Genomic DNA, 23,157 nt, shown 5'->3' on the forward strand with positions numbered 1-23,157 from the left:
CGCGCATCAGTTTCGGTCGCACCCAAAAGTCACAGCCGGCTTGTAGAGCGCCGTGATGCGCGTATAATACGCGTTTCCACGCCGCAGTACCTGCTCCCTTCGTCTAGCGGTTAGGACGCTGGCCTCTCACGCCGGTAACAGGGGTTCGAACCCCCTAGGGAGCGCCAAACCCCAAGTAGATGATCGGAAAGCCTTTCCTGCGGACTCACCGATCGTTACCGTCCTTTTCAAAAGAAGTCTTACGCCTGATCGGCGCGCCCTTCGTCATCTCCGTCACGGACACATCCGGCCGGACTCTGACGAGCCATCCCGAAACGCGTGCGTCGGTGACGTGGCGCTGGAAGATCGACTCCACCCCTTGGGCATCTCCGAGCCGAAACCTTCGGCACGCGCTCCCGAGCCGGACCCGCACCGCCATCATCGGGCGGCGCGGCAACCGGCGCCGGAGAGCTACATCGGGAACCCGCCCGGAGGCATGCCACCCGGCGGAAAGCCTCCGGGCATGCGCCCCTGCATGGAGCGCATCATCTTGGCCATGCCGCCGCCCTTCATCTTTTTGAGCATCTTCTGCATCTGAGCGAACTGCTTGAGCAGGCGGTTCACGTCCTGCACCTCGGTGCCGGATCCCGCGGCGATGCGACGCTTACGCGACCCCTTGATGACGGCCGGGAAACGGCGCTCCTGCGGCGTCATGGAGTTGATCATGGCAATCAGTTTGCCCATCTCCTTGTCGCTGGCCTTGTTCTTGACATGGTCGGGGATCTGCCCCATCCCCGGGAGCTTGTCCAGAAGACCCATCATGCCGCCCATGTTGGCCATCTGATCGAGCTGCTCCTTGAAGTCGACAAGATCGAACTCCTTGCCTTTCTTGAGCTTCTTGACCAGTTTCTCGGCCTTATCCTTGTCGACCTTGGCCTGCACCTCCTCGACCAAGGAGACCACGTCCCCCATGCCGAGGATGCGCGAAGCGACCCGGTCCGGATAAAAGGGTTCGAGTGCCGTAGTCTTCTCGCCGGTGCCCAGGAACTTGATCGGCTTGCCGGTGATCTGGCGGATCGAGAGGGCCGCACCGCCGCGCGCATCGCCGTCTGTCTTGGTCAAAACCACGCCGGTGAGCGGCAGGGCCTCGTCGAAGGCCTTTGCCGTATTGGCCGCATCCTGACCCGTCATGGCATCCACGACGAAGAGGGTCTCGATCGGCTTCAGGGCGGCATGAACCGCCTTGATCTCGTCCATCATGGCCGAGTCGACATGCAGCCGGCCGGCGGTGTCGACGATCAGCACATCCTTGAAATGCCTGCGCGCCGCATCGAGTGCGCGCTTGGCGATATCGATCGGGCTCTGATCCGGCGTACTCGGGTAGAACTCGGCCCCGACCTCGGCCGCGACCGTCTTTAGCTGCTCGATGGCGGCCGGGCGGTAGACGTCGCAGCTCACGACCATCACCGACTTGCCCTGCTTATCCTGCAGCCAGCGCGCGAGCTTGGCGACACTGGTCGTCTTGCCCGAGCCTTGCAGACCCGCCATCAGCACCACCGCCGGCGGCTGCGCGGTCAGGTCCAACGCCTCGTTGGCCTGCCCCATCAGCTTGACCAGCTCGTCGTTGACGATCTTGATCATGACCTGACCGGGCGTCAGGCTGCGGGTCACGGTCTCGCCGAGCGCCTTCTCGCGCACCTCCTCGACAAACTGCCGCACCACCGGGAGGGCGACATCGGCTTCCAGGAGCGCCATGCGCACCTGGCGGACGGTTTCTTTGATGTTCTCTTCGGTCAGACGACCCTGACCGCGCAGATTGTTCAGGACATCGCCGAAACGATCCTGGAGATTCTCAAACATAGGATGGACCTCGATCCTCGTCGGGCCGCAATGCCCGCACGGATATTCGATCTGAATCAGGCCGGCGTCGGCCCGGTCTGTCGCGAAAGTTCCGAGTATAATGTCCCCCATCGGCAGGCGATACGACAAGGCCCCGTCCCGACGACGTCAGGTTGACGCGAGCCCTGTGTGCGATCCCACTTAAACCGCGTCCAAAGCGAGATGCNNTGAGTTCGACGTTTGGTGCATCCACAACACTTCGCGGGGACGCGGTTTAAAATGATGTGTTTTTAATCTTTTAAACCGTGCCGGCTCCAACGGTCGTCAAGTCTGCCGGGGCCGATCCCATCCAAAAACAACGCATACCGCGCCGGGCGCGGTTTAGGCCGATCGGTTTCCATCTATGACCCATATCCTCATCGCCATCGTCGCCATCCTCTGCTACTCGGCTGCCGCCACCTTGATCGGCATGCGCTTGTTCCGAAAGACCGAAGGCTGGACACCGCAACGCCCGCTGGTGCTCGCGCTCATTTTCGTCGGCCTGATGCTGCACAGTTGGCTGCTCTGGGACAGCATCTTCAGCCACGCCGGACTGAATCTCGGGTTCTACAATGCCCTGGCGCTCACCACCTGGACCATCATCACACTGCTGCTGGTGTCGAGCTTGACCAAACCGGTCGAGAATCTCGGTCTGCTGCTCCTGCCGGCCGCAGCCCTGAGCCTGGTCTTGGAGGCATCGTTCGTCGATGTCGACTTCATGCGCCCGAGTGCCGATTGGCCCCTGAAGATCCATGTCCTGCTCTCGATGCTCGCCTACAGCCTCCTGACCCTGGCCGCCGTGCAGGCGGTCCTGCTGGCCGTGCAGGACAGCCATCTGCGCAGCCGTCATCCGGGCGGATTCGTGCGTACACTGCCTCCTTTGCAGACCATGGAGAGCCTGCTCTTCGAGATGATCACGGCAGGATTCGTGCTGCTCACCCTGGCCCTGCTCAGCGGCTTCGCCTTCCTCGAGAATATGCTGGCACAGCACCTCGTGCATAAGACGGTGCTCTCGATACTTGCCTGGCTGATGTTCGGCGGGCTTCTGATCGGGCGCTTTCGCAAGGGCTGGCGCGGTCGCACCGCCATCGGCTGGACGCTCGGGGGGTTCGTGGTCCTGATCCTCGCCTATTTCGGAAGCAAGGCGGTGCTGGAGCTGGTGCTGCAGCGCACCGCTTAATCGTCGACGCGACCGGCACTCGGTCGCGCGTCGCCCCGATCGAGATCGAGGCGACGATAGCGCAGGAGATCCTCGGGCCGATCCAGATCCCAGAGGGTCGGAAGCTCCGCACAGCGCCACCCCAGAGAAGCGATGCGTCGCCGCGTGATCGCGGCAACGCGGTCTCCGCCCCACGGCATGTCCCCGAACAACGCCGGCGCAGGCGCCTTGAGCCCAAGCAAGACGTAACCGCCATCCTCGGCCGGACCCAGAACGGCATCCGAATCCGCGAGAGCCTCCAACGCCGATGCGCAATAGTCGGCATCGAGCTCCGGGATATCGGCACCGACCAGAAGCACCGCGTCTGCACGACCCAGCGCATCCTCCGCCGCCGCGCTCAAGCGGTCCCCGAGATCCTCGCCCCGCTGCGTGCGCAGCGCAACACCGGCCGATTCGGCGAGATCCCGAAAGAGCGGATGTTCGGGGTCGGGCGAGCACCAGAGCTCCATAGGGGCGAGTCGAGCACCCGAGAGTCGCCCGACCAGGCGATCGAGAAGATCGCACGCAAGCTCGGCGGCGCCCGCGCGACCCAATGCCGGAATCAGACGCGTCTTCACCTGTCCGGGGATCGGAGCTTTGGCGAAGATCAGGATGCGTGCACTCGGATAGAGCACCGACCCGCGATCGGGATGACGCGGGCCGCTCACGTCAGATCAAGGCCCCGCCGCAGCTACTGCCCTGGCCTGCCGTACAGCCATAACAGTGCTCGGCAGTGCGGATGCGCAGACCCTCGAGCCCATCAGCCCCGAGCGCCGAGATATGCAGCCGACCTGCGCCCTGCTCGAGCGCCAGACCGAGCATTTGATTGAAGTCGCAATCAAAGACGAAGCCCTGCCAATCCACGCTGATCAGATCGCGACACATGACGGCGTCGAGGTTCTCCGCGCGATAGGCGACCTTCAGAAGGGTCATATAATCAGCGAACTGCCCGGTCGATTGGAGCAGGCTGCCGAAGCGCTTGATCGGCATGTTCGTGATCGTCAGCAACCGACTGAAGACGATGCCGTAACGCTCGCCGAGAGCGGCACGGTAATCGGCCTCCAAGACGCCCTGCATGGGCGGCAAGGTCGGGCCTTGCGGGTTGTACACCAGGTCCAGCTCGAGACCGCTGCCCTCGACGCCGTAGCCCAGCCGATTGAGCTGCCGTAGACCGGCGATGCTGGCCGCAAACACGCCGCTGCCGCGCTGGGTGTCGACATTGTCCTCCAGGTAACAGGGCAAGGACGCGAGAATACGAACGCCCTGCTCCGCCAGGAAGGCGCCCAGATCCTCATGACCGGGTTCCGAGAGGATCGTCAGGTTGCAGCGATCGATCACCTCAGCGCCCCGACGCCGACCCTCGCGCGCCAGACGACGAAACTCGGGGTGCATCTCGGGCGCACCACCGGTGATATCGAGCGTGCGCACCGGATGCCGGTCCAGAAACGCAAGCACCGCCTCGACCGTCTCCTCGCTCATCGACTCGGAGCGCTTCGGCCCCGCATCGACGTGACAGTGACGACAGCTCTGGTTGCAGCGATAGCCGAGGTTGATCTGTAGGGTCTGCAAGCGACGCCGGTCGATCGCGGGAAAGTCGGACGGGAAGAGCAACGGCAGTGAATCCAGCATGCGCACTCCGGGAAGATCGTGGGGAAGGGTTGCAGGACTTGTTTCGAGACGCCGGCACGGTGCACAATGCGCCGTCGGCAGTGCTAGTGCCCTGATCAGAGTCGGGGCGGGACTTCGCCGAAACAATCAGACACTCGGGGCCGTAGCTCAGCTGGGAGAGCGCCGCGTTCGCAATGCGGAGGTCAGGGGTTCGATCCCCCTCGGCTCCACCAAATTCCATGGAACACCAGCGCTGCGCCGAGGATCGCTGCCTGCCGCAGATCGTTGACGGCGAAGAGCAACCCGGTCGTCATTCGACGGCACAGCACCGCCGGGGACCGGAGTCGGCACGATCCAGCCTTACGATCGCGGCGACGTCAGGATGATTCAGGATTGCAGCAATCGTTGCTCTCAGAGAAGATCTTCGACAACGCAACTTGTGTCTCCACCGTCAAGCGCGCAAGCTCGGGCAAGTCCGAGGTTAGATCCTCCAGATCGCCGCGGCGCCCGGCCTGCTCCATTTTGAATGCCAATGCTCCCAGTCGGCAGGCACCGAAGGTCAAGGCGCTCCCCTTTAGCGCGTGCGCCTCGTGACAGGCCGCGGACGCATCACCGGCGGAGACCGCCTTGTGGATCCCTTGTCGACGCCGCTCCGACTCTGTTCGGAACAGGTCCATGAGTTCCGTGACCGACCCCCGCCCTAAGTCGTCGTCCAGTCGGGAAAGCACGGCGAGATCCAGCAGCGATGTGTCGAGGGACCTCGCCGCATCGGCATCCACGGTCTGGTTTATTCTCTCACGCATAGGTCTGTTCCGATCGATCGTCGGGTACCGCGACATCCGGGCCGAAAGCATTGCCCGCAACGAGCGGGGCATCGGGACACGCTGCCGATCGCGGCGCGGCGAGCAGGGCCGAAGCGGACACGGTGACCGCTGCCTCGTCGAACCTGGTCGCGCGTACTGCACTGAAACGATACATCGCGGTGGGCCTCTGTCGTGGTTCGGTCGAGAACCTGTGCGCAACATTCGAGCCCGGGAGCCGGGGCGGGGAGCGAACGCGCGTGCTTTCAGGCGATCATACGCCATTCGGCACCAGGCTTGATCCCGCCTATCGGGCCGCTCGGCCTCGACGCGGCGCCCGGACATCCACTCGCGTCCCGCTTGAATCGAGCCCCCTCGACCTCATCGACAAGACGCGGTCGAGCGCTTCGGCACCACGCAATCCAGCGCCGGGTCCCGAACGCAGCGAGACGAAAGGATGGCCCATGAATCGTCATCAACGATCGCCGCGATAAAAACAATCCATTTTTCTTATCACTGAGACCTCGCTATTCTGCTTCTCATCGATGCAGATCATCCACCCCCAACCTTTCACTTCAACTTGGAGAACGATCCCATGTTCGAGAATCGTACCGGCAGCCATGTCCCGCAGGTGACGTTTCACACCCGTCGCGGCCACGAATGGGCCGACGTCACCACCGACGACATCTTCAAGGGCAAGACGGTCGTGGTCTTCTCGCTGCCGGGCGCCTTCACGCCGACCTGCTCCTCCTCGCATGTGCCGCGCTACAACCAACTGGTGCCGACCTTCAAGAAGCACGGGGTCGACGAGGTCGTGTGCATGTCGGTCAACGACACCTTCGTCATGAACGAATGGAAGAAGGCGCAGCACGCCGACAACGTCACCTTCATCCCGGACGGCAACGGCGAGTTCACCGACGGCATGGGCATGCTGGTCGACAAGGACGATCTGGGCTTCGGCAAGCGCTCCTGGCGCTACTCCATGCTGGTTCGCGACGGCGTCGTCGAGCAGATGTTCATCGAGCCGGAAGTCGAAGGCGACCCCTACGGTGTTTCCGATGCCGACACCATGCTCGCCTATCTGGCACCGGAAGCCGCGAAGCCGCTCGACGTGACCATCATGACCCGCGACGGCTGCCCGTTCTGCGTGAAGGCAAAAGAAGCCCTGCGCAACGCGGGGATCGCCTATGAAGAGCTGGTGCTGAACCGCGACTATACCGAGCAGACGCTGCGCGCCGTCGCTAACGCAGCATCCGTGCCTCAGGTCTTCGTCAACGGTAAGCTGATCGGCGGTTCCGACGCCGTCGAGATGTGGCTGAAGGACTACCACGCCGCGTAAATCCGACTCGGCTAGATCGACGAGCGATCCGGTTACGGCCGGATCGCTCGATCCGAGAGGGATCCGAAGACAGGACCGGGAGTCAAGAAGATGAGTCAGCATTTCGACCTGATCGCCATCGGAGGCGGGAGCGGTGGCTTGGCCGTGGCCGAGAAAGCCGCGCAGCTCGGACGCCGCGTCGCCGTGGTCGAGACGGGAAAGCTCGGCGGCACCTGCGTGAACGCCGGCTGTGTCCCCAAGAAGGTCATGTGGTACGGCGCCAACCTGGCGGCGGCCGTTGCCGACGCGCCCGGCTACGGCGTGAAGGTGCAGTCCGAGGGCATCGACTGGAGCACGCTGGTCGCCGGGCGTAACCGCTATGTCGCCGATATCAACGGCTACTGGGACGGTTATGTCGAGCAGCAAGGCATTACACGCATTCAAGGTCAGGCGCGCTTCGTCGATGCCAAGACCATTGCAGTCGGCGAGGATCACTACAGCGCCGACCATATCGTCATCGCCACCGGCGGTCGGCCGATCGTGCCGCGGATGCCGGGCGCTGAGTTGGGCATGACCTCCGACGGCTTCTTTGCGCTGGAGACTCAACCCAAGCGTGTCGCCATCATCGGTGGCGGCTACATCGGCGTGGAGCTCGCCGGAGTCTTGCGCGCACTCGGCACAGAGGTCACGATCGTGGCGCTCGAGGATCGCGTGCTTTTCCTCTTCGACCCCATGATCAGCGAAACGCTGGCGGAGAATATGGCCGCCGACGGCATCGAGATGCGGCTTGAATTCGAGGTCGCCGCGCTTGAGAAGAACGCCGATGGCCTCGCACTGGTCACGCGCGACGGCGAACGTCTGGGCGGCTTCGACACCCTCCTCTGGGCGGTCGGACGCACGCCGAACACGCGCGAGCTGAATTTGGAGGCCGCGGGCGTCACGATGCAGCCGAACGGGATCATCCCGGTCGATGCGTACCAGAACACCGACGTGCCGGGCATCTATGCCGTCGGCGACGTGATCGGTCGCGAGCCCTTGACCCCGGTCGCCATCGCCGCCGGACGTCGTCTGGCCGAGCGTCTGTTCGGCGGAAAACCGGATCTGAAGCTCGACTACGACAACGTCCCGACCGTGGTCTTCGCACACCCGCCGATCGGCAAGGTTGGCTTGACCGAGCCCGAGGCGCGCGAGCGCTACGGCGACACCCTGACGGTCTACGAGACCCGCTTCACCCCGATGCGCTATGCACTGAACGCGCATGGCCCCAAGACCGCCATGAAGCTGGTCTGCGTCGGTCCCGAGGAGCGGGTTGTCGGCATTCACGCAATCGGCGACGGCGTCGACGAAATGATGCAGGGCTTCGGCGTGGCGGTGAAGATGGGCGCGACCAAGGCCGATCTGGACTCGACCGTGGCGATCCACCCGAGCAGCGCCGAGGAGCTGGTCACCCTCAAAGAGCCGGTGAGACGTCCGGGACAGGGCTCCTGATCCAAAAAGCTCCGATCGACCGATCCCGACCCGAAGGTCGGCGGTCGATTGCGAGCGGCGCAGTCACGGCACCATCGGGCGAATGGCGGACGCCGTTAAGACAAACTGCGCATCGGAGCGCTTCACGCTACTCGGCGATCGTCACCCCATCGATGCCGGGGACTCCTTTGCTTTTCCTCGCGCGCGGGAATCCCGCCGCCAGGAATTCCCCGGCGCACAGGTCCTCGAAGAGTCTGCGCTCGTCGGTCGATAGGTCTCTTCGGCTCATTTCACTCCGCTCTTTGGTTTGACAACGCCTGAATAGACGAGGCGGGATCGAGGCATAGTGACCGTCGGTATCCAGGATCGGCTGGTGTCCGCCGCCGAGATCGATGATCGAGAGACGTGTGTGTGCCAGACCGAACGCGTCGACGCAGTGGACCCCGCTGCCGTTCGGGCCCCGATGCCCAAGCCTGATTGCAGCCAGCGACAAGGCAGCGATAACCGGGCGGCCGTGACGCAGGATGCGGTGTGTTGCGCCTCGCTCCCGCTCGGCACAACCGACGGAAACACCGGACATCTCCCATCGGCGGCCCGCTCGGGATAGACTCGACACACCTCGAGCCGGTCCGGGTCAGTGTGCATGTCGACTCCTCGCTCCATCCGATTGCCGATCGTCTTGTTGACCCTCCTCGGTCTCTCCCCGCTCGGGGTCCTGCTCCCCGACACAGCGGAAGCCGCCGACGCCTGCCGACAAGTCGAGCAGGTGCGGATTTGGACGGCGCCGCTGCAACCGAGCCCGGGCGCACCGCTGGAGATCATTGCGGTCGCCACCGACGCCGATCTCGGCGAGGTGCTGATCACGGACCCCGCCGGTCGCCAAACCAGCCTGCGCACCGCCCGCGCCGGCGGACCGCCATGGAGTCTCTACGGGACGCAGTTTCGCCCGGTCGCCGGGACCTATCGCATCGAGACCACACGCGCGGGTCAGGTCGCGGGCTGCACCGAGATCACGGTCGGCGGTGGCAGCGGCGAGCGCGGGAGCGGCGATTGGGACCTGGCGACCGAGGCCTTCTACTCGGCCTGGATCGAACACCTCTTCGAGGCCCCGCCCGAGCAATCGCCGAGCTTCGACTCGCTCGGCCCGGTACTGCGCGACCCCGAGCGCAACCTGCTTTTCAACTATCTGGGCAACGGCGAGGACAATCGGCTCCCCGCCGAGCCGGATTGCGCGGACCTGCCCTACTTCCTGCGGACCTATTTCGCCTGGAAACTCGGACTGCCGATCGCCTATCGCCCCTGCACGCGCGGGAGTCGGAGCAGCCCGCCGACCTGTCAGGCACCCATTGCCGAGACGCGCTTCGTCGGGTCATCCATAGATCAGGGGGCATCCGCCGAGGTCTTTGCAGAGGCCAGCCGAAAGCTGATGGATACGGTGCATTCGGGCAGCGCACGCACCGCGCTGGGCGATGAGGCGACCGATGTCTATCCGGTCGCGCTCGATCGCGCGACACTCTGGCCCGGGACCATCTTCGCCGACCCTTACGGTCACATCATGGTGATCGTGAAATGGCTGCCCCAACGCGGCAGGGAGAGCGGTCTCCTGCTCGCGGTCGACGCTCAACCCGACAACTCGGTGACGCGCAAGCGCTTCTGGGAGGGCACCTTCCTGTTCGCGCAAACCCCGAGCGCGGGGCCGGGCTTCAAGGCGTTCCGACCGGTGGTTCAAACCAGCGGCGGCGTGCGCCAGCTGCCCAACAGCGCACTCGACGGGCGATCCGGTCTGCAGCCCTTCTCGCTGGAGCAGGCAGCACTCTCGCCCGCCGACCTCTACGCCCGCATGCAGCAGCTCATCAACCCGCAGGGCCTGGAGCCCGAGGTCGCCTACGCGGCGACGCTGGACGCCTTGATGGAGCAGCTCGAAACACGCGTGACCTCGGTCGAGAACGGCGAGGCCTACATGCGCAGTCGACCCGGCACCCTCGTTCCTATGCCGAGCGGACCGGCCATCTTCGAGACCACCGGCCCCTGGGAGGATTACGCCACCCCGTCGCGCGACATGCGTTTGTTGATCGCAATGAATGTGCTCGTGGAGTTGCCCGAGCGCATCCGTCGCTACCCGGAGCTCTTCGTCCTGCAGGGACGCTCGCCGAGCGATGCCGCCGCGCGCATCGAGCGGCTGAACCCGCAACGGATGGACGAGCGCTTCATCACCTACACCCGCAGCGACGGCACACCCTGGCGGCTGAGTCTGAGGGACATCTACGACCGCCGCGCCGGATTCGAGATCGGCTACAACCCCAACGATTGCGTCGAGCGGCGCTGGGGCGCGTCCCCGGAGACCCCGGACGAGGCAACCTGCCGGCGGCGCGCGCCCGCGGACCAGCGCGCACGCATGGAGGAGTATCGCCCCTGGTTCCGCGACAGGGTCCGCCCGCCGCGGTAGCGCGAGAGTCGTCGTCCGATCACTCGCACCCGATGCCGACGCCCGGCTGCACCCAAACGGAGTCCGCCCCATGCCGAGTTGTCCCTCCGTACCCTGCCGAGCCGAGCAGGCCCTACCGCGTCTCGCCTGTGTCGCGCTCTGCCTGACGCTGGTCGCCTGCGGCGCCCCTGCCCCGCGGCCCGGCGAGGGGTTCGGAACCTGGGGCGGACGCCCCATCGGCCAGGCACCCGCGCCCAACCCGGGGCTCAAACAGGCAATGATTCAGCGCGCGACCCGCGAATGGGAACATTTCGATCGACAGGTCGTGGTCTTCAAGGGCACCGAGGAGAGCATCCCCCACGTCGGCGCCTGGGAGGACGAGGACACCCATGTCAGTCGCGTCAACCTCTACTGGCGCGCGGTGAACAAGCCGGCGCTCGACGGACTGGACTGTCGGCAGCCCTGGTCGGCTGCCTTCATCAGCTGGGTCATGCAGAGTGCCGGTATGCCGACGAGTCAGTTCCGCCCGGCGATTGCCCACTGGGTCTATCTGTCCACGATGGTCGAGGAGGCGAGCTATCCCGGCCGCTACTTCGTCCCCCGCCGGATTCAGGACTACAGTCCCCGGCCGGGCGACCTGGTCTGCGCACCGCGCGGCCGCATGCCGGTGCGTCCGGTCGACGGCTACACCAGTGCCTGGATGCTCCAGGGCGCGGAGACTCACTGCGATCTGGTGGTCGGCAAAAGCGGCCAAACACTCGAGGTCATCGGCGGGAACGTGCGCAACTCGGTCTCGAAAAGCATCCTCGAGCTCGACGCCCGGGGACGGCTCAAGCCCGTACCGCGCCGGCCCTGGTTTCTGGTCATGGAGAATCGGCTCTGAAGTGCAGGTGCCGCAACCCCCCTTTCCGCTCATCGGAGGTGACCATGCACGACGACGAAAGACTGCTCCGCACCGCATGCCTCGGGGCCGTTCCGGCCATCCTGTTGCTCTGCGCCGTTCACGCACACGCCGAAGCGCCCTGGACCGCGCCACTGCAACGAGGCGGTCAGGTCGAGGTCGATCCCCGCACCAACCGCCCGATCCTCGATCAGGACGGTCGCCGGACCCAACTCTGGGACGGCGTGCACCGACTCGAAGACGGCTCGGTCATCCGCATCGAGGGCGGCCGGGTGGTCCCGACGAGGGACATGCTGGCGCCAAGCGGCACGCCGAGCGAGTCGGCAACATCCGATGCGGAAGCCGGAGACGTTGCCGAAGCCGCAACCGAACAAACGACCGGCAAACGCATCAGCGGCGCGTCCCCTTGCGAGCAATTGGTGCTGCGGGTGTGCGGCGCCGCTCGCACGTGCTGGAGCGAGCCCGCATGCCAAGCCGCACGCCAACTCCGGGAGATGGAGCAGGAGGAGTGGCTCAAAGGTGCCGATCCAAGCCTCGTCACGGAGAGCGGAAAACAGTGCGAGGAGGCCATCAACAACGCCTTCTTCGCGCCGTGCCCTTAGCCTCGTCCAAAACGAAACCCAACCGAGCCAACGCGAGGATGGGTAGAGCACAGCGAAGCCCATCCTCCCTGTGGAGACGCTCGTCGGGAAAGGCGACCTCTTCTCGGATCAACTGCGATTTCGAACCGCCAGAAACTGCCGCAGAAGATCCGGATGGATCTCCCCCAACGCGCGACGCCGATCGATCGTGTCTTCGCCGGTCACCAACCCATGCAGGAGCCGATAGGCCGTGTCGCGATCATCGGTCGACGTCTCGCTCGGCGGGATCACCGCAAAGGCGCCGGAATCCTGAAGCAGGAGCCATGCCGGGAAATCCTCGGTCTCCAGCTCCCCGTCGAGGTCGAGATCGCCGTACGCGGCCCAGAGATCCGCCAGGCGACGATCCGGAAACGCCGGGTCACGCAAGGCGCGTTCGGCCGCCGAAGGGTTCTCGCGACAGAGCCACAACCAGTCTCGGCGGGCACCAAATGGATCCCGACCGCGCCAGCAGGCCTCGGCATGGATGAGGACCAGAACGGGGTGATCGCGCCAGTCGGACTCGGACTCGATCGCCTCGCGCACGCGCTCCCATCGCCCGGCCCGGGTCCAGGCGATCGCCGCATGGAATTCACCCGAGCCCGGATCGAAAGGACGCCCGGCCAGCCGCTCGGCAAGGTCCGCCCATAGCGTTCCGAGGAAATCCCGTGCCCGATGGCCCAACAGCTCTCCGGCCAGCGGCCCGACCTCTTGGAGCTCGCGCCATCGCTCCTCGACACGCCCGTCGCACCCGCTCGCATCGGCGTCGTCGAGGGTCTGGATCAATCGGAGAAAGCCGCCGAGTCGCGGATGCCGTGGCTCGCGATGCATCAATCGGGCGACCCGATCGCGTGCGCGCTCCGTGCGGTGCTCGACCAGGGCCGTGCGGACCTCTTCCTCGAGCAGGACCGCCGTGCTGTCCTGGAACAGATCCAGTTGGCAACGCTCCGGTGGCGGGGCATAGACGAGCGAGCAGGCGCGGGTTAGGCCTGCATGAGGACCGATGGGCAAAGGGTGCTCCCGATCGCCCCAAGACGTGTGCGCGAGCGCAACGGCCACAAGCTTCTGTGCGCACGCATAAACACCTGCGTCCTCCAGGAATCCCGCAACCACCTCAGGTGCGGCCCGGAGCGCGCCCTGCAGCTCCGACCGACGGCCGGTCCGCCAGGCGACATAATCCTCGTAGCCGAGCAGATCGGCCGCAAGCAGCAGCTCGAGCGGATCGAGCCGCCCCTGCTCGAGCAGCAGACGGTCCACGAGTGGTCGCAGTGCCTGATCCGGGATCGCGTTGAGTACCGAGTCCATCAGGTCGTCCTCAGCCTTCGGTCGGGTCGATATGGACCGCCAGCCAAAGGCAACGAGACTCGGTCGAGGTCTTGATGACACGGTGCGGGGTCCCCGCCGGGATGAACCGATAATCGCCAGGCCGCAAGGTGAGCATCTCTCCGTCGACCCAAAGCTCAGCTTCCCCCTGCAGCAAACAGACCCATTCGTCCTGGACCTGATCGTAAAGGACGGACTCGGGTCGATCGCTGCTCAGGATGCGCTCGATCCGGACGTTGGAGCAGCGCAACAGATCCTCGAACGCCTCCCCACGATCGATCTCCGGCAAACCGTCAAACAGATTTCCGCTCATGGGTGTACCCGACGCCAAGATTATTGCTCCTGAAGCCTCATCGCCCGCGCATCGGTTCTGCCGAGCATCGCGAGGCAAAAAATCGTCCGAAAGAGCGGGATGTGATTCCTGGCGTCAGCCCTGACTGCGGCGATTGAAAAGATTGCACGACGTCCGCCCCGGATCAGCCTCAATAAAAATCCTGAACCGCGTCTCACCGAGGTCACAGTTGGCCTCAACGCAGGTCAAATGCAGTGGCCACTCAGGAAGCACCGGACGCGGTTCAGCCTTACAACAAAACTCGCTCGATCCCCCCGTCCTGCACCCGCTCCAAGAACCGCTGCTGCCAGCCCTCCCCCAACATCCGACCGGCCATCTCGACCACGATATAGTCGGTCTTCAGACCCGTGTCGTCGCTGTACTTGGCGAGACCTTGCTGACAGGCGGGACAGGCCGTCAAGAGCTTGACCTCGCCCGCCCGAACCACGTCCTGCCCGGTGAGCGCCTGGATGCCGGCGGTCAGCTCCTCCTGCTTGCGAAACCGCACCTGATTGGCGATATCCGGCCGCGAGGTTCCGAGCGTGCCCGCCTCGCCGCAGCAGCGATCCGAGAGCATGACCGGTTGACCGATCAGACTCGCCGCGACCTTCAGCGGCGCATGGGTCTTCATGGGCGAGTGACAGGGGTCGTGATAGAGATATTGAACCCCTTCGACTCCGTCCAGACTCATGCCTTTCTCCATCAGCCACTCGTGGATGTCGAGCAGGCGGCACCCGGGGAAGATGCGCCCGAACTCGTATTTGAGCAGTTGATCCATGCAGGTGCCGCAAGACACGACAACCGTTCGGATATCCATGTAATTCAGCGTATTGGCAACCCGGTGGAACAGCACCCGGTTCTCCATCGTGATCTGACGCCCACGCTCTTCGAGGCCCGCCGAGCGCTGCGGATAGCCGCAGCAGAGATAGCCGGGCGGCAGCACGGTCTGGGCGCCCTGCTCGTAGAGCATCGCGAGTGTGGCAAGCCCGACATCGGAGAAGAGCCGCTCCGAGCCGCAGCCCGGGAAGTAGAAGACCGCCTCGGCGTCCTCCGCAGCGACTCGCGGATCACGCAGGATCGGCACCTGAGTCTTGTCCTCCAGCCCCAGGATCTGGCGAAAGGTGCGCTTGGGCAGCTCGACCCGGATCGGGCGGCTGACCAGATCCACCACCTGGCTCGCAAGCGCCGGACGATGACTGGTCGCGCCCGGCTTGGCGGTGCGCTTCGCGGTCAGCCGCAGCGTCTTGGCGAGACGATGACCGAGGTTCATCCCCGCAAAGCCCCACTGGGCCAGCCCTTTGCGGAGCAGTCGCACGGCACGCGGGTCCGTGACGTTCAGGAACTGCATCGCCGCCCAGGAGCCGACGTTGAAGCGCTTCTTCCCGCGATCGATCAGGATGCGCCGCATCCGCATCGTGACATCGCCGAAATCGATGTTCACCGGGCAGGGATTCAAACACTTGTGGCAGATGGTGCAGTGATCCGCCACATCGTTCATGGCCTCGAAGTGATGCAGCGAGAGACCGCGGCGGGTCTGCTCCTCGTAGAGGAAGGCTTCGATGATAAGTCCGGTGCCCAGAATCTTGTTGCGCGGCGAATAATTGAGATTGGCTCGCGGGACATGGGTCATGCACTTGGGCTTGCACTTGCCGCAACGCAGACAGTGCTTGACGTCGTCGTTGAGTGCGCCGAGTTCGGTCTCCTCGAGGATGATGGCCTCTTGCTGGACCAACCGCAGCGAGGGCGTATAGGCACCTTCCAGCCCCGAGCCCGGCATCAGCTTGCCCGGATTGAAGCGCCCGTGCGGATCGACGCGCTGCTTGTAGGCGACGAAGGCATCGAGCTTTTCGCGCTCCAGGAACTGCAGCTTGGTGATGCCGATGCCGTGCTCACCCGAGATGACACCGCCCAGATCGGTCGCCAGCGCCATGATGCGCGCGACGAGGCGGTCGGCCTCCTGGAGCATGGCGTAATCCGATGAATGCACAGGGATGTTGGTGTGCACGTTGCCGTCGCCGGCGTGCATATGCAGGGCGACGAAGAGGCGCGAGTCCCTGACTCGGGCGTGGATCTCGGTCAAGCGCTCGCGCACTCGGGCCAGTTCCTGGCCCGAGAAGATGTCATTGAGTCGATCAGCCACCTCGGCGCGCAGCGATTGACGCAGGTCGCGGCGAAGCATCATGGAGAGCAGCGTATCGCCGTCGCGAATACAGGCCTTCTCGGTGTCGCTCAGTCGATCGAGATGATCCACGGCGGGCGCGTCCAGACCGCTCAAGACAGTCTGCCAGCGCTGCCGCGCGGCTTGCACCGCCTCGCGCGCCGCATCGCGCTTGGCACTCAAAATGGCAACGGCCTCGGCCGAGTCTTGATAGTCGCCCTCCCCGCGCGCCCCGGCAAGATCACGGGCGAGATCCCCGGCGAGATACTCGAGCACCGCCGCCATAATGGCGTCCTTGTTGCGGATCGACTGCTCGATATTCATCCGCTCGATGCCGCGACTGTAGTCCGCAAGGCGATCCAGCGGGATGACCACGTCCTCGTTGATCTTGAAGGCGTTGGTGTGACGCGAGATGGCGGCGGTACGGGCGCGGTCGAGCCAGAAGCGCTTGCGCGCCTCCGGGCTGAAGGCGATGAAACCCTCCCCGTCGCGCGCCCGGGCGAGTGTCACCACCTGCGCGGCGGCCGTATCGACCAGCCCCTCGTCGTCGCTCACCAGATCCGCGATCAGCACCATCTTGGGCAGCTCGCGCCGTGCGGCCTTGGTGGTGTAATCCACCGCGCGGACATAACGCTCGTCGAGATGCTCGAGCCCGGCCATCTGCACGCCCGGCAGGGCTTCGAGATAGTCCTTGATCTCGACGATCGCCGGCACGGCCAGATCCAGATCCGTCCCGAAGAACTCCAAACAGACCGTGCGCACATGATCGGGCATCCGATGCAGGACGAAGCGCGCCGAGGTGATGATCCCATCGCAGCCTTCCTTTTGGACACCGGGTAGACCGGCGAGAAACTTGTCCGTCACGTCCTTGCCGAGACCGACCTTGCGCAGCGCGGAGCCGGGCATCTGGAGGATCTCGGGCTCGCCCTTGGGCGTGACCCCGTCGGGCTGGAAGCGCCGGATGCGAAAGCGCACCAGCGGTTGCTCGTGGATTTTGCCGAGGTTGTGATCCAGACGCTCGACCTCCAGCCAATCCGCGTCCGGCGTCACCATCCGCCAGGACGCCAGATTATCCAGCGCCGTGCCCCAAAGGACCGCCTTCTTGCCGCCGGCGTTCATGGCCACATTGCCGCCGATGCAGGAGGCGTCCTGCGAGGTCGGATCAACCGCGAAAGCGAGGCCCGACCGATCGGCCAGATCCGAGACCCGGCGCGTGACCACCCCGGCGCCGCAGCGCACCGTCGGCACAACGCCCTCGACGCCGGGCAGCGCGATGCGCTCCACGCCGGAGAGGTCTTCGAGCTTCTCGGTGTTGATGACCGCCGTCATCGCTTCAAGCGGCACCGCCGATCCCGTGTAGCCCGTGCCGCCGCCGCGCGGGATCAGCGTCAGACCGGAATCGATGCAGGCCCGCACGATCGGCGCGATCTCCGCCTCGGTGTCGGGCGAGATGACCACGAAGGGCATCTCCACGCGCCAGTCGGTCGCATCCGTCGCGTGCGAGACCCGCGCCAGACCGCCGAAATCCAGGTTGTCCTTGTGCGTGATCCCGACGAGCGCCTGACGCAGACGCGCGCGCTGGGCCCTCTCCTGCTCGAACCAGTCCGCAAAGCGCTGCACCGCCGCACGCGCCGCGGCCAGAAGCTCGCCGGCCCGGCGATTGTCGTTGAGCCGCAGCTCGAACTGATCGAGCCGATGCGTCAGCGCCTGCAGCAGCAGACGACGACGTTCCGGGTTGTCGATCAGGTCGTCCTGCAGATAGGGGTTGCGCGTCACCACCCACATGTCCCCGAGTACCTCGAAGAGCATGCGTGCCGAGCGCCCGGTCCGGCGGCTGCCGCGCAGCTCCTCGATCAGGCGCCACAGCGGCTCGCCGAGAAAACGGATCACGATCTCCCGGTCGGAGAAAGAGGTGTAGTTGTAGGGGATCTCGCGGATCCGTTGCTGAACAGCGGCGGTCATATTGGATCTGGTCATCGGCGGTTGTTTCTTGCACTGCACAAAATGGTACAGCAAAGGCCACTGATCATGGCCATGCGGTTGACGAGGCTGCCCGCGGGAAAAGACATATCTGTAGGTGCGAATGTATTCGCACACCTGCCGGGACGCCACCACCGCCCTGGCCGTGCAAATCAATTCGCACCGACGGGTGGGTCGTTGGTGTGCCGGAAATCTCCTTCGGAAACGCCGATTGACCTTCCCTTGACTTGGGTCAAACGGCCGACACTCGATCCCGGTTAGGTTTGCGCGGATGTCTGCCTCACCGACCCAGCACCGCACGCTCAGCGCTCGCGTCAACACCTTCGGTCAGTACCTGCTGAACCGCTTTGGTCAGCGGGTGCACAAGCTCGCGCTGAACGCGGGGTTTACCTGTCCCAATCGCGACGGCCAAAAAGGGATCGGCGGCTGCACCTTCTGCAACAACGTCTCCTTCAGCCCCAACGCGAAGGCGCCGGCACCGATCGCCGAGCAGCTCGATGCCGGACGTGCGGTCATCGCCAAACGCACCGGGGCGCGACGCTTTATGGCCTACTTTCAGGCCTACACCAACACCTACGACCCGATCGAGACGCTGCGCGAGCGCTACGACGCCGCACTCGTGCACCCGGACGTCATCGGACTCTCGGTCGGCACACGCCCGGACTGCGTTCCGGAGGCCGTGTTGGACCTGCTCGCCCGCTATCGGGCCCGCGGCAAGGAGATCTGGCTTGAGCTGGGCCTTCAGTCTGCGGACGACCGCACGCTCGAACGGGTCAATCGCGGGCACGACTTCGCGGACTTCCGCGCCGCTGTCACGGCCGCACGCCGTCGCGGAATCCCGGTCTGCGCACACCTGATCGTCGGGCTGCCGGGCGAAGGGCGCGACGCGGCCTTGTCGAGCCTGGAGCGGGTGCTCGAGCTCGGTGTCGAGGGATTGAAGATCCATCCGCTGCATGTCGTGCGCCAAACCCGCTTGGCGATCGACTGGCGACGTGGCGATTACACACCGCTCGCACTCGAGGACTACGTGAACATCTGCTCCGACATGGTCGAGCGTACGCCGCCAGAGGTGACCTTCCATCGCCTCACCGGCACAGCTTCGCGCGATGTCCTGCTCGCGCCGGCCTGGTGCAACCGCAAATGGGCGGTTCTGAATGCCATCGAGGCGGAGCTTTACCGACGCGGCTCGCGCCAAGGCGATCATACCGCGCCCGCTTCCCATCCAAAACTTGCAAGCACAGCCTGACCCTCGGAGACCACCCTGTATGGAGCTCGTCTGTCCTGCCGGCAATCTGCCGTCGCTCAAGGCCGCCGTCGACAACGGCGCCGATGCCGTTTATATCGGGTTTCGCGACGACACCAATGCCCGTCACTTCGCCGGCCTGAACTTCGGCGACAAACAGATCCGCGAGGGTCTGAAGTACGCCCGCGACCGTAAGGTCAAGGTCTTCGTCGCCGTCAACACCTATGCCCAGCCGAGCGGCTGGCCGCGCTGGACGGCTGCGGTCGACCGGGCCGCGGACCTGGCCGTCGATGCCCTGATCCTCGCCGACATGGGCGTGCTCGACTATGCCGCCGAGCGTCATCCGAACCTCAATCTGCATCTCTCGGTGCAGGGCTCGGCGACCAACCCGGCGGCGATCGGCTTCATGCATCGTCATTTCGGGATCCGTCGCGTCGTGGTGCCGCGCGTGCTCTCGCTCGCCCAGGTCGCGAACCTGATCGAGAACGTCGAGGTCCCGGTCGAGATCTTCGGTTTCGGCAGTCTCTGCGTTATGGTGGAGGGGCGCTGTCTGCTGTCCTCCTATGCCAGCGGTCAGTCGCCCAACACCTACGGCGCCTGCTCGCCGGCCGCGCATGTCGAATGGCGCGATACACCGCAGGGTCAGGAGACCCGGCTCGGCGGGGTCCTCATCGAGCGACGCGGCCACGGCGAGCCTGCCGGTTATCCGACGCTCTGCAAGGGACGTTTCACCGTCGAAGGCGAGATCCGTCACGCCATCGAGGAGCCGACCAGCCTGAACACGCTCGACATCCTGCCGGGCATCCTCGCGGCCGGGGTAAGCGCCATCAAGCTCGAAGGACGTCAGCGCAGCACCCGCTATGTCTCGCAAGTCACCCGCGTGTGGCGCGATGCGATCGACGCCTGCAAACGCAATCCGCAGGCGTTTCGCGCGAAGGAGAGCTGGCATCAGGCCCTTGCCCAGGTCTCGGAAGGCGCGCAGACCACCATCGGCCCCTATCACCGGCCTTGGCATTAATCTTCGATGAGTCTTGATCCGGAACGACGATGACAATGGATTCCACGCAGAGCCAATCGCCACGCCCGCGCCTCTCGCTCGGCCCGATCCTCTATCACTGGCCGCGCGAGCAGGTCCTCGACTTTTATGCCGAGATGCTCGAGACACCTGTCGACGTCATCTATCTCGGGGAGACCGTCTGCTCGAAGCGGCGCCTGCTGCGCCCGGAGGATTACTGGGAGCTGGCCGAGCGCGTCGTCGCGGCGGGCAAACAAGCCGTCATCTCGACGCTGGCCCTGATTGAATCCGACGGCGAGCTCAAGACCCTCAAACGCATCTGTGCCGACGAGCGCTTTCTCGTCGAGGCAAACGACCTCGGCGCGCTGGAGTTTCTCGAAGGCCGCCACTTCGTAGCCGGCCATTCGATCAACCTCTACAACCAGCGCACCTTGGCCTTCCTCGTCGCCCGCGGACTGAAACGCTGGGTCCTGCCGGTAGAGCTCGGCCGCGAGACCGCCGCCGATCTACTGGCCGCAAGGGCCGACGGCGTGGAATGCGAGCTGTTCGCCTTCGGACGCCTGCCGCTCGCCTATTCGGCGCGCTGTTTCACCGCCTACAACCGCGATCTGCCCAAGGACGACTGCCGGTTCTGCTGCGGGGACTACCCGGATGGCCTATTGGTCGCGACCCAGGACGGCGAGCCCTTCCTTGCGCTCAACGGGATCCAGACCCAATCGGCCGGCACCCATAACCTGCTTCCGTCGCTGCAGGAGGTCACACGCATGGGTGTCGATCTGCTGCGCATCAGCCCGCAGTCGCAGAACACCGCAGGCATCATCGAGGTTTTCGCCGCCTGTCTGACCGGCGAGATGGATCTCGCGGCAGGCATGTCGAAGCTGCGCGGCTGGACCCCCTCGGGCCTTTGCGACGGGTATTGGACGGGCCAGGCCGGGATCGCCAACAGCCCGGTGGAGCGACGGGTTTAGACTCCGGCGATCCGTTCGGTTCAAATCCTGCCATCAGGGCACTTGGCGCAGAGCGCAACGGGGCATGCGTGACACCGCGGAGCGGGTGTCACGAGCTCCTTGGGGGTTAGAGTTTGGAGTTTGGAGTGCGCCGTCGGTTGCACCGAGCCGTGCGAGGCACGGCCAAACGTCGGCGGACGTCGTGCCTCCTATCGTCGGCACAACCTACGGATATGGAAAGACCCGGCAGCCACGATCAACGCCCCGGAAAACGCAATCCCGCCATGCGATCAAGCGCCCGCGTGAGCGGCACCCAGCGCGCCGGCGGCTCGAAGGCGTCCAAGAAGTTCTTCAGATAAAGCCCCAGTTCGGTATCCCCGGACATCCGCAGGCGGCGCTGAAAAAACAGCGTATCCGCATCCTCGCGTCGCGCAGCCAACAGCATAAACTCGCGTAGACCGCCCGCAACGCTCGCGTCCGGCGGCAGATCCTTCCCGTATCCGCGAATATGCCCGCCGCTCACACCCAAACAGTAGCGGACCCCGATATCGTCGATCTCGATGCCGACTCGACGGCCATCCAGAAAATCCAACTCGCCTTCCGCGAGGGACTCCTTCATGACCTGGTTCAACAGTGTCGCCAGCGTTTGGCTGTGCAGAACACTCGGGATCAGACGCAGGGGGAAGGTCAAGAGAAACAACAAACGCTGAGTAGATGGCATATCCGGGTTCTCGTTGCGGTAAAGATGATCGGGCAGCAGACGATTATACCCAGCGTAAATGGTTTTTATCTCCGGCTCCCAGACGGTCGTTGTCACGGGTCGGAACCGTTCTAGCCGAGATCCGTCTCAAGCTCAGTGGCTGCTTCCAGGTACGGAGCTTCCCCCGGACTCGACCATCGCCCCTTGGAAGTTTCGAGACAGTTTGAGCCTATGGAATCCCGGCGCCAATCGAGCGAGCTGGCCTCAGACGGGGATGTTTGAAGCGTAGCGGGTTTGGCTCGGGGGTGAGTTGACGAGAAAAGGTGTTGTCCAGCAGGCGGGCACGTTCGTCGTCTTCCAGTGACCGGCCGAAAGGTCGCTGGATTCCTTTCGGCCGCGGGGTTGACCTTGAGCCCCTACCATCCTCGGTCGATCCCGGCCTTGAAGCATGTCGATAACGCGGCCTTGTAGTGAAGGCTTGTTTTATGGTGGGCCGTCTAGGATTCGAACCTAGGACCAAGGGATTATGAGTCCTATAAAATCAATAACTTACAACATCTCATCACACCTGATCGCACTAAATACAGCCGCTTATCGGGTCGGTCGTGCGGTCAGGTGTGGCGCTAAATTACCGGATATTGTCCCGCAGTGTCCCATGAGTGTCCCACGGTGCACCACGCAGCAGACAGGCACGACGGCCTTGCTGCCCACGATCGACGTGCATGGTGCCGGACATCTCGCCGGACATCTCGGGGCCTCGACGCAGTAGACATCCATCCGCCAGCCTTCTCCTCGTGGTGGGCTCCGCGTGCCGCTGGTGCGATCCGGCAGTCATCTCGACGTGGTTGCTGCCGTCAGCCACGGGTCAGGCGCAACAGCGTGCGATCGATGCCGTACACGCTCCCGGAGCCGAGTCGATTGATAGTCAGGCTCGATCGGGCGCGAATTTTGCGCCTACCGCCGTTCAGCGGGTTGCACGATTCAAGCAAATAACGCACCCGATAGGCTGCGACGATGCGACAAGGTATGTCGGATGATGGGATCCGAGCCGGTGCGGGCAAGGTGCCGGCCGATGGGCTCGGGTAGGTCATCGCAGCTAACTACAAGGGCGGAAGTCAGCTCGCGGCTTCGGGTTTAGCCGCCAACATCTCCGCAAGATTGCGGAGCGAGATGTCGTGACCGGATCCAGCGTCGCTTCGGACCTAAGTCGCGTTTCACGCGCGACTTCGCCGAATTCGCTTTTGAGTTCGCTGATTTTGTTGATAGGTC

The 23,157-nt window shown here is 64.5% G+C and carries 18 protein-coding genes and 2 tRNA genes; 11 read left to right on the forward strand and 9 right to left on the reverse strand.

Features of this window, described 5'->3' with window-relative positions; all coding sequences use genetic code 11:
• The first annotated feature begins 92 nt into the window (after positions 1-92).
• Positions 93-167 (forward strand) — tRNA-Glu (locus B4N44_RS10915).
• A 283-nt stretch (positions 168-450) separates the two neighbouring features.
• On the opposite strand, the gene ffh is transcribed toward B4N44_RS10915, so the two are convergent.
• Positions 451-1,839, reverse strand: coding sequence for a signal recognition particle protein (gene ffh, locus B4N44_RS10920; RefSeq protein ID WP_296700650.1), 1,389 nt, complete (start codon positions 1,837-1,839; stop codon positions 451-453).
• Between the two features lie 382 nt (positions 1,840-2,221).
• Here ffh and B4N44_RS10925 point away from each other — a divergent pair, with 382 nt between their 5' ends.
• Positions 2,222-3,037 (forward strand): cytochrome C assembly family protein, encoded by an 816-nt coding sequence (locus tag B4N44_RS10925; protein ID WP_296700653.1) that lies wholly within the window; start codon positions 2,222-2,224, stop codon positions 3,035-3,037.
• Here B4N44_RS10925 and B4N44_RS10930 read toward each other — a convergent pair.
• Together B4N44_RS10930 and arsS are read right to left on the reverse strand one after the other, a co-directional pair.
• Complete coding sequence (locus B4N44_RS10930) at positions 3,034-3,690, reverse strand: TIGR04282 family arsenosugar biosynthesis glycosyltransferase (protein ID WP_296700656.1); 657 nt, start codon at positions 3,688-3,690, stop codon at positions 3,034-3,036. The genes B4N44_RS10925 and B4N44_RS10930 overlap by 4 nt on opposite strands.
• A 34-nt stretch (positions 3,691-3,724) precedes the next feature.
• Positions 3,725-4,684 carry an arsenosugar biosynthesis radical SAM (seleno)protein ArsS gene (gene arsS / locus B4N44_RS10935; protein WP_296700659.1) on the reverse strand — a complete coding sequence of 320 codons (960 nt, stop codon included), beginning with the start codon at positions 4,682-4,684 and terminating at the stop codon, positions 3,725-3,727.
• Between the two features lie 136 nt (positions 4,685-4,820).
• Here arsS and B4N44_RS10940 point away from each other — a divergent pair.
• Positions 4,821-4,896: transfer RNA gene (locus B4N44_RS10940), tRNA-Ala, on the forward strand.
• A 144-nt stretch (positions 4,897-5,040) separates the two neighbouring features.
• Here B4N44_RS10940 and B4N44_RS10945 read toward each other — a convergent pair.
• Complete coding sequence (locus B4N44_RS10945) at positions 5,041-5,466, reverse strand: Hpt domain-containing protein (RefSeq protein WP_296700664.1); 426 nt, start codon at positions 5,464-5,466, stop codon at positions 5,041-5,043.
• Positions 5,467-6,058: 592 nt separating this feature from the next.
• On the opposite strand from B4N44_RS10945, the gene B4N44_RS10950 reads away from it, so the two are divergent.
• Together B4N44_RS10950 and gorA are read left to right on the forward strand one after the other, a co-directional pair.
• Positions 6,059-6,802, forward strand: coding sequence for a glutathione peroxidase (locus B4N44_RS10950; RefSeq protein ID WP_296700666.1), 744 nt, complete (start codon positions 6,059-6,061; stop codon positions 6,800-6,802).
• A gap of 90 nt (positions 6,803-6,892) precedes the next feature.
• Positions 6,893-8,269, forward strand: a complete 1,377-nt coding sequence (gene gorA, locus B4N44_RS10955) for a glutathione-disulfide reductase (RefSeq protein ID WP_296700669.1) — start codon at positions 6,893-6,895, stop codon at positions 8,267-8,269.
• A gap of 127 nt (positions 8,270-8,396) precedes the next feature.
• On the opposite strand, the gene B4N44_RS10960 is transcribed toward gorA, so the two are convergent.
• On the reverse strand, positions 8,397-8,828 hold the full coding sequence (locus B4N44_RS10960; RefSeq protein ID WP_296700673.1) for a hypothetical protein: 432 nt from the start codon (positions 8,826-8,828) through the stop codon (positions 8,397-8,399).
• 63 nt (positions 8,829-8,891) lie between these two features.
• Between B4N44_RS10960 and B4N44_RS10965 the strand changes: the two genes are divergently transcribed.
• From B4N44_RS10965 to B4N44_RS10975, 3 genes are all read left to right on the forward strand, one after another.
• A complete protein-coding gene (locus B4N44_RS10965; protein ID WP_296700675.1) occupies positions 8,892-10,694 on the forward strand; it encodes a hypothetical protein in 1,803 nt (600 codons plus the stop codon).
• Positions 10,695-10,764: 70 nt separating this feature from the next.
• Positions 10,765-11,556 (forward strand): DUF2272 domain-containing protein, encoded by a 792-nt coding sequence (locus tag B4N44_RS10970; protein WP_296700678.1) that lies wholly within the window; start codon positions 10,765-10,767, stop codon positions 11,554-11,556.
• A 44-nt stretch (positions 11,557-11,600) separates the two neighbouring features.
• A complete protein-coding gene (locus tag B4N44_RS10975; RefSeq protein WP_296700681.1) occupies positions 11,601-12,176 on the forward strand; it encodes a hypothetical protein in 576 nt (191 codons plus the stop codon).
• A 108-nt stretch (positions 12,177-12,284) separates the two neighbouring features.
• Here B4N44_RS10975 and B4N44_RS10980 read toward each other — a convergent pair whose 3' ends face one another.
• From B4N44_RS10980 to B4N44_RS10990, 3 genes are all read right to left on the reverse strand, one after another.
• Positions 12,285-13,496 (reverse strand): hypothetical protein, encoded by a 1,212-nt coding sequence (locus B4N44_RS10980; protein ID WP_296700684.1) that lies wholly within the window; start codon positions 13,494-13,496, stop codon positions 12,285-12,287.
• Positions 13,497-13,506: 10 nt separating this feature from the next.
• A complete protein-coding gene (locus B4N44_RS10985; RefSeq protein ID WP_296700688.1) occupies positions 13,507-13,827 on the reverse strand; it encodes a cupin domain-containing protein in 321 nt (106 codons plus the stop codon).
• A 268-nt stretch (positions 13,828-14,095) separates the two neighbouring features.
• Positions 14,096-17,965, reverse strand: coding sequence for a DUF3683 domain-containing protein (locus B4N44_RS10990; RefSeq protein WP_414718141.1), 3,870 nt, complete (start codon positions 17,963-17,965; stop codon positions 14,096-14,098).
• A 289-nt stretch (positions 17,966-18,254) separates the two neighbouring features.
• On the opposite strand from B4N44_RS10990, the gene B4N44_RS10995 reads away from it, so the two are divergent.
• Genes B4N44_RS10995 through ubiV form a run of 3 tightly spaced genes read left to right on the forward strand, consistent with a single transcriptional unit; the run spans position 18,255 to position 21,209 of the window.
• Positions 18,255-19,229 (forward strand): TIGR01212 family radical SAM protein, encoded by a 975-nt coding sequence (locus B4N44_RS10995; protein ID WP_296700693.1) that lies wholly within the window; start codon positions 18,255-18,257, stop codon positions 19,227-19,229.
• A 19-nt stretch (positions 19,230-19,248) separates the two neighbouring features.
• Positions 19,249-20,244 (forward strand): ubiquinone anaerobic biosynthesis protein UbiU, encoded by a 996-nt coding sequence (gene ubiU / locus B4N44_RS11000; protein ID WP_296700696.1) that lies wholly within the window; start codon positions 19,249-19,251, stop codon positions 20,242-20,244.
• 35 nt (positions 20,245-20,279) lie between these two features.
• A complete protein-coding gene (gene ubiV, locus B4N44_RS11005; RefSeq protein WP_296700698.1) occupies positions 20,280-21,209 on the forward strand; it encodes a ubiquinone anaerobic biosynthesis protein UbiV in 930 nt (309 codons plus the stop codon).
• Positions 21,210-21,444: 235 nt separating this feature from the next.
• Here ubiV and ubiT read toward each other — a convergent pair whose 3' ends face one another.
• Entirely contained in the window at positions 21,445-21,909 is a 465-nt protein-coding gene (ubiT, locus tag B4N44_RS11010) for a ubiquinone anaerobic biosynthesis accessory factor UbiT (protein ID WP_296700701.1), read from the reverse strand.
• Between the last annotated feature and the right edge of the window lie 1,248 nt (positions 21,910-23,157).

The organism is Thiocapsa sp. UBA6158, assembly GCF_002423035.1.
Taxonomy (GTDB): Bacteria; Pseudomonadota; Gammaproteobacteria; order Chromatiales; family Chromatiaceae; genus Thiocapsa.